Origin of the sequence: Kribbella sp. (assembly GCF_035655035.1) — a bacterium.
GTDB lineage: Bacteria > Actinomycetota > Actinomycetes > Propionibacteriales > Kribbellaceae > Kribbella.
In genome coordinates, this window is record NZ_DASRVN010000007.1 from 1 (window position 1) to 6,838 (window position 6,838).

8 protein-coding genes are annotated in these 6,838 nt (G+C 71.1%); 6 read left to right on the top strand and 2 right to left on the bottom strand.

The window, feature by feature from the left end; translation table 11 throughout:
* Positions 1-816 (bottom strand): GTP-binding protein (locus VFF46_RS00245; RefSeq protein WP_325034897.1); only part of this gene is annotated, 816 nt, incomplete at its 3' end.
* A gap of 95 nt (positions 817-911) precedes the next feature.
* Between VFF46_RS00245 and VFF46_RS00250 the strand changes: the two genes are divergently transcribed.
* Genes VFF46_RS00250 through VFF46_RS00275 form a run of 6 tightly spaced genes read left to right on the top strand, consistent with a single transcriptional unit; the run spans position 912 to position 6,238 of the window.
* Complete coding sequence (locus VFF46_RS00250; protein WP_325034898.1) at positions 912-2,120, top strand: GNAT family N-acetyltransferase; 1,209 nt, start codon at positions 912-914, stop codon at positions 2,118-2,120.
* Between the two features lie 17 nt (positions 2,121-2,137).
* Positions 2,138-2,839 carry a DUF4129 domain-containing protein gene (locus VFF46_RS00255; RefSeq protein WP_325034899.1) on the top strand — a complete coding sequence of 234 codons (702 nt, stop codon included), beginning with the start codon at positions 2,138-2,140 and terminating at the stop codon, positions 2,837-2,839.
* Positions 2,836-3,414 (top strand): hypothetical protein, encoded by a 579-nt coding sequence (locus VFF46_RS00260; RefSeq protein ID WP_325034900.1) that lies wholly within the window; start codon positions 2,836-2,838, stop codon positions 3,412-3,414. Before VFF46_RS00255 ends, VFF46_RS00260 begins: the two co-directional genes overlap by 4 nt.
* Positions 3,415-3,420: 6 nt before the next feature.
* Positions 3,421-4,395, top strand: a complete 975-nt coding sequence (locus VFF46_RS00265; RefSeq protein ID WP_325034901.1) for a MoxR family ATPase — start codon at positions 3,421-3,423, stop codon at positions 4,393-4,395.
* Positions 4,392-5,693, top strand: a complete 1,302-nt coding sequence (locus tag VFF46_RS00270; RefSeq protein WP_325034902.1) for a DUF58 domain-containing protein — start codon at positions 4,392-4,394, stop codon at positions 5,691-5,693. Before VFF46_RS00265 ends, VFF46_RS00270 begins: the two co-directional genes overlap by 4 nt.
* Positions 5,690-6,238 carry a hypothetical protein gene (locus VFF46_RS00275; RefSeq protein WP_325034903.1) on the top strand — a complete coding sequence of 183 codons (549 nt, stop codon included), beginning with the start codon at positions 5,690-5,692 and terminating at the stop codon, positions 6,236-6,238. Before VFF46_RS00270 ends, VFF46_RS00275 begins: the two co-directional genes overlap by 4 nt.
* Here the strand turns inward: VFF46_RS00275 and VFF46_RS00280 are convergent.
* Complete coding sequence (locus VFF46_RS00280) at positions 6,235-6,774, bottom strand: TetR/AcrR family transcriptional regulator (protein ID WP_325034904.1); 540 nt, start codon at positions 6,772-6,774, stop codon at positions 6,235-6,237. The genes VFF46_RS00275 and VFF46_RS00280 overlap by 4 nt on opposite strands.
* Positions 6,775-6,838: the final 64 nt, after the last annotated feature.

The window sequence follows — 6,838 nt, forward strand, 5'->3', positions numbered from 1 at the left end:
GCGGACGACCCCGTGGACGATGTCCTCGAGCGCGTCGTTCAGCCGGGCCGGATGCAGCGGACGGGTCGACCGCCACAGCACCGTCGTCACCCCGTCGTCGCTCGGCTGCAGCCGGTCGGACGTGGCCAGCTCACCGGCCCACGCCTCGGCGGCGTCGAAGTCGAACCGCCCGGTCCGTGCCACCTGACCGTCCGGTACGCCGGAACCGCCGGCCGGCACGACCTCCGTCCGCGGATTCAGGTGCCCGAGCAGGTGCTCGAGCCGCTCGGGGGACGCACCGCGATGCGCGTTCGCCAGCACGCACACGTCGGCGTACTCGATCTGGCGTGCGGTCAGCTCCGCGACGTTGCGCCGGTCCGGGAGCCCGAGCGCCAGACCGCGCTCGGCGAGCAGTTCGTCGCCGGACAGTTGCGCGACCAGCAGTACGGCGTCGACGACGCACGTGACGGTGTCGACGGCGATCTCCGGGAGGACCGACACGAGCGTGGTGACCAGCGGCCGGGCCTCCATCGCCGGTGGAGCGGACAGCACGATGTGGTCCCAGTGCGCGCGCTCGACGAGCGTCTCCAGCAACGGCACCAGCGACTCGATCAGCTGACACGCGCCGCAGTCGTCGCCGACCGTGAACTCGCCCGCGTCGATCGGCCCGGACCGGTCCCGCACCCGCCAGGACAGCACGCCACGACCCGGCAGCTCGTCCTGGTCCACCTCCACGACCACTGTGGTCGCGTCGGTCATCGCCTCCAGGACAGGCTCCCGCAGCGTCGCGGAAAGCCCCACCAACAAGGACAACGGAGTCTTCACTCGGGCGGTCATGAACACATTATATGAAAACGGTTTTCATCAGTCCATCGGTACGGCGTGTCCGAAACCGGAGGCGGCGCAGGCCGATCGTCTGATAGGTAAGGGGTATGGCGATCGAGATCGGGAAGTTTGCGGGGGAATGGGCCGAGTTGCTGGAGTTGCTGGACATGGCGTTCTCGGCGCCGTGGACCGATGAGCAGTACGAGTCCGAGCGGAGGATCTGGGAGCCGGACCGGAGCATCGTCGCGACTGAGGAAGGGCAACTCGTCGGGCACACCGGATCGTTCATGCTGCCGATGTCCGTGCCCGGCGGGCAGTTGCCGGTCGCGGGGGTGACGATGGTCGGGGTGCGGCCGACGCACCGGCGGCGGGGGATTCTGCGCGACCTGATGCGGGCGCAGCTGGCGGAGGTGCGCGAGGCGGGGGAGCCGCTGGCGGCGCTGACCGCGAGCGAGCCGGTGATCTACCCGCGGTTCGGGTACGGGCTGGCGGCGGATCACCAGGAGATCGTCGTACCGAAGGGGGCCCGGGCACTGCGGCCGGTGGACGGCATCGACGACGTACGGATCCGGTACGTCGACGCCCAGGAGAGTCTGGCGCGCTGCGCGGAGCTGCGGAACCGGCTCGCGCTGGACCGGCCCGGGATGTTCCAGCACGACGAGAGCTGGCAGCAGTACACGATCAGCCCCACCGTCGTCAGCAACATCGCGCAAGCGTCCCGGCTCCGCTGCGTCGTCGCCGAGCGGGACGGCGAGCTCACCGGCTTCGCGTACTACCGGACGAAGCGCGCGGACAAGGGGTATGTCGACGTTCAGCGGGTGCACGCCGTCGACCTGGCGTCGCACGCGGCGCTCTGGCGGTACCTGCTCGAGCCGGACCTGCTCAGTGAGACGCACTGCGAACCGCTCGCGTCCGACGACCCGCTGCTGGATCTCCTGCTCGACCCGCGGGCGCCGGGCGCGATCACCCGCGACGGCCTGTGGGTGCGGCCGGTGGACGTCGGGCGCGCGCTCGCGGGGCGGACGTACGCGCGGGACGTCGACGTGGTGATCGAGGTGGTCGACGAGTTCCTGCCGTGGAACGCGGGCCGCTGGCATCTGACCGGCGGTACGGACGGCGCCGCCTGCGAGCAGGTGCAGAGGGCGGCCGACCTCACCCTCGACGTACGCGACCTGGGCGCCGTCTATCTCGGCCGCCCGTCCCTCGCGAGACTCGGCCGCGCCGGCCTGATCGCCGAACACACCCCAGGCGCTCTGGCCACAACCTCGCAAGCGTTTTCCACATCCCGGCTTCCTTTCCTCGACACGGGCTTTTAAAGAGGTAGCCTGCCGAGATGCAGACGCAGCGTAGGGGTGCGCTCGCGGCGGCCGTCGTGGTGTTCGTGGGGATCGTGGTGGCTGGGTTCGTGGTGCTCGCGTCCGCGAGTGGGCCGGTGCGTCCGGTCAGCGACAGCACGCTGCGGGCGAGCCCGCAGCCGCTCCCGACCCGGACCGCCACCCAGACGCCGCCGTCTGCGGCCGCGCCGACGCCGCGGATGCTGCCGCAGCACGAGACGCCCGGCTGGTTGCTCTCGTTGTGGCAGGCGATCGTGTACCTGGTCATCGCCGCGGTGCTGGTGTTCGTCGTGCTGGTGATCATCCGGGTGGTACGCCGGATCCGGCTGCCGAAGGCGGAACCTTCCGACGACAACTGGGAGCGGATCAAGGCCGAGCGGCTGGCCGAGGCGGTCGACACCGGCCTCGCCCAGATCGACACCGGTACGGCGAGTGACGCGGTGATCGCGTGCTGGGTGGCGCTCGAAGAGGCGGCCGCGTCGGCGGGCGTCGCGCGGGAGCCGTCCGAGACGCCGGCCGAGTTCACCGTGCGGGTGCTCGGGGTCGGCGGGATCTCGGAGCCGGAGCTGATCCGCCTCGGCCGGCTGTACCGCGAGGCGCGTTACTCCACCCGCGGCTCGACCGAGGAAGCCCGTACGATCGCCCGCGCCGCGCTGCTCCGTCTGCGTGAAGAACTCGCCCATGCGGAGGTCGCCCAATGACCTACCGCTGGTCCGCCCTGGAGGAGAAGGGGCCGCCGCCCGAGGTGAAGAAGCGGCGGCTGCCGAACAAGATGCTCGTCCAGCATCTCGGGATCGCCGTACTCGCGAGCCTCGCGCTGGTCGGGATCTTCGGAGCCGCCGGGATGGCGCCGCGGCCGCTGTGGTTCGTGGCGGCGGCGCTCGCGGTCGGACTGGTCTCGCTCGCGATCCGGCTGCTGCTGCCCGAGGTACTGGAGACCAGCTGGCCGGGCCGGCACGACGACCGGCTGGCCGCGCTCCGGATCCGGAACAGCGACAACCGGACCCAGTTCCTCGCGACCTGGCTGCAGGAGTCGAGTCGCGAGCGGCGGGCCGGCGAGGGCTCGCAGACCTTCGTACGCCGGATCCGCCCGCTGCTGCTCGAGCTGGCCACCGACCGCCTGGTGCACCGGCACGGCGTCGACCCGGAACGCGAACCGGACCGGGCCCGCGAGCTCGCCGGCGACCGGCTCTGGGCGCTGATCACCGGCGACGACAAACGCACCGCGTCCCTCGACGAGATCGAGGACGCGATCCACACCATCGAGAACCTGTGAGGGATAGTGACTGAGGAGCTGACGCTCGGAGAGGTCTCCGCGCTGAGCCGGCAGGTGCTGGACCGGGTCGGCCAGGCCGTGGTCGGGAAGGGCGAGGCGCTCGAGCTGGTGCTGGCGGGCATCCTGGCCGGCGGGCACGTGCTGCTCGAGGACTACCCGGGCCTGGCGAAGACGCTGGCCGCGCGGTCGTTCGCGCAGGCGCTCGGGCTGGAGTTCCGGCGGGTGCAGTTCACGCCGGACCTGCTGCCGTCGGACGTGACCGGCGCGTTCGTGTACGACCAGAAGGAGTCCGAGTTCGTCTTCCGGCCGGGACCGATCTTCACCGGCCTGCTGCTCGCCGACGAGATCAACCGGACGCCACCGAAGACGCAGGCCGCGCTGCTGGAGTCCATGCAGGAGCACCAGGTCACGGTCGAGGGCCAGACGTTCCCGCTGCCGATCCCGTTCCACGTCCTCGCGACCGCGAACCCGGTGGAGTACGAGGGCACGTACCCGCTCCCCGAGGCACAGCTCGACCGCTTCATGCTCCGGATCGGCTTCGGCTACCCGAGTCCGGCGGAGGAGTGGGAGGTGCTGCGCCGCCGGATGAGCCGCCGCCGCGAGGACCAGTCGGTCGACGCGGTGACCGACGCGGCCGGCCTGCTCGCCGCGCAACGGGCGGTCGAGACCGTGACGGTGGACGACACGGTCGGTCAGTACTGCGTGGATCTCGCCACCGCGACCCGTCGTGACTCGCAGGTTCTGGTCGGGGCGTCGCCTCGCGGTTCGCTGGCGCTGCTGCTGACGGCGCGTGCGTACGCGGTGATCCAGGGCCGCGACTACGTCGTACCGGAGGACGTGAAGGAGGTGGCGGTCGCCGCGCTGGCGCACCGGATCACCGTACGGCCGGAGCTGTGGCTGCACGAGGTGACCGGCGCGACCGTGGTGCGGACCGTGCTCGGGTCAGTGCCGGCTCCGCCCACCGTCGCAGTCGCCAGATGAGCTGGCGGCCCACTCACGCACAGATCCGGGCGATCTGTGTCGCCGCGGTGCTGCTCGGTGCCGCGGTCCTGCTGCGCCGTCCGGACGCGGCCGTGTTCGGGTTGCCGATCGCGTTCCTGGCCGCCTGGGGGCGGTACTTCCGGCCGCACGCGCGGCCCGACGTACAAACCGAGCTGGACGCGGACGTGCTGTTCGAAGGGCAGGGTACGACGTACCGGCTGCGCGTCCCGGGGGATGTGGATCCGGACATCGACCTGATCGTGGCGGCGCTGCCGCGGACGTTGTGGTTCCAGTACGACCCGCCGCAGGCGGCGATCGCGGAGCCGGTCTCGGACGGTGAGGTGACGCTGGAGGTCGGGGTCCGGTCGAAGCGCTGGGGGCTCCGGTCGTTGGAGCGGCCAACGGTGACGGCGACGTCGGCGGTCGGGGCGTACCGGATCCAGGTGACGTCGGCCGAACCGCAGGCGGTGACGACGCTGCCGCTGCGGGAAGGGTTCGAGGCGGTGGACGCCGTACCGCGGCCGGCCGGGCTGGTCGGGTTGCACCGGTCGCGGCGGCCCGGGGAAGGGACCGAGCTGTCCGGTGTCCGGCCGTTCCGGACCGGGGACCGGTTGCGCCGGATCAACTGGGCGGTGTCCGCGCGGACGCAGGAGCTGCACGTCACCTCGACCTGGTCGGACCGGGACACCGAGGTCGTGATCATGGTCGACACCGGCGGCGAGATCGGGATCAGCGAGGGCATCGACGGGCGCTCGTCGAGCCTCGACACGGCCGTACGGGCGGCCGCCGCGATCGCCGAGCACTACCTGCGGAACGGTGACCGGGTGCGGCTGATCGACACCGGCAGCCTGTTCCGCGGCGTCCGGTCGGGGAGTGGGCGCGGGCATCTGCGGCGGATTCTGGACACGCTGGTGCACGCGGACCGGCGCGGCCGGCAGCAGGACCAGGAGCAGCTCGCCCGGCGGAACCGGGTGCGCTCGGACAGCCTCGTCCTGGTGCTCAGTCCGTTGCTGCGCCAGACGATGCTCGGCTACATCGTCACGCTCGTGCACTCCGGCTGTACGGTGATCGCGATCGACACGCTGCCGCCCGACGTCGCGTCGATCATCGACCTCGACGCCCACGACGTACGGTCGTGGCCGCTCGCCTGGCGGTTGCGCCTGCTCGAACGGCGGCGCGATCTCGACCGGCTCAGCGACCTCGGCGTACCGACCGTCCCGTGGCAGGGCTCCGGGACCCTGGACGAGGTACTGCGGGCCGCCGCCCGGCTGTCCGCGGCCCCGAGGATCCGCTCATGAGTGCCGACGAGAAGATCACGCTCTGGCTGGCCCAGCTCCGCGCCGCCGGATGCACCGTCGTCCTCGCCCGCCTGGTGATCGCGCTGTCCGGGGCCGTCGCACTTGTCGTGCCGGCACTCCAGCCGTGGGACGAGCTGGACCTCGTCCCGTACGTCGGCGTACCGCTGCTGCTCGCCGCAGTCGTCCTGCCGGACTCGCTCGCCGCGATGCTGTTCATGCTGGTGATCGCCCTGGGCTGGCTGATGCGCGGCCCGGCCACCTTCAGCTGGAGCCTGGTCCTCACCGCGGCAGCCCTGGTCATCCTCCACCTCGCCACCGCGTTCGCCGCGCAACTCCCGTCCTACGCCCGCGTCCCCCACACCACCCTGCGCCGCTGGTGGTTGCCCGCAGCAACAGCCACCCTCCTGACCCCGTTGATCGCCGGCGCCGCCGCCCTCATCCACCACGCCAACGTCCCCGGCTCCCTAGCCGTCACAGCCGCCGCCATCACCCTCACAGCCCTCACCATCTGGCTAACCGCCGACCAAAAACTCAACCGCGACTAGTCGAAGGTCTTTGCGATCTCGGTGGCCCAGGGGGTGGGGATGGCGTGGGGGCCGAGGACCTGCATGGCGGACATGACGGTCATCAGCATGCCGGCGGAGAGGAACTCGCGGGTCTGTTGGGGGGTGGCGCCGGTGAGGTCGCGGATCAGGGTGTAGATGCTGCCGAAGCGTTGGCGGACGCAGTCGCCGATCACCGGGTCGCCGCTGGCGGAGAAGCCGTGCAGGAGGACCAGGAGGAGTTCGCGTTCGGTCAGCAGGCGTCCGTAGTTCGTGCCGAGGGAGCCCAGCTCGGGTGACTCGGCGGCGGCCTCGCGGAAGATCTGCTCGATGCGTTCGCAGGCGCTCCGGACCGCGGCCAGGAACAGCTGCTGCTTGGTGCCGAACAGGCGGATCACGTAGGGCTGGGAAACCCCGGCCAGGCGGGCGATCTCGTCGGTCTTGGTGCCCTCGTACCCGGACGCGGCGAACGCCTGCACCGCCGCGGCCAGGACCTCGTCGCCGCGTTCCTTCGCGGTCAGCCGAACCTTCGGAGTCACACGTTCTCCTCTCGTCGGTTGACATGTTATCAGTGGATGCATACTCTCGTCATCAAGCTTGTTA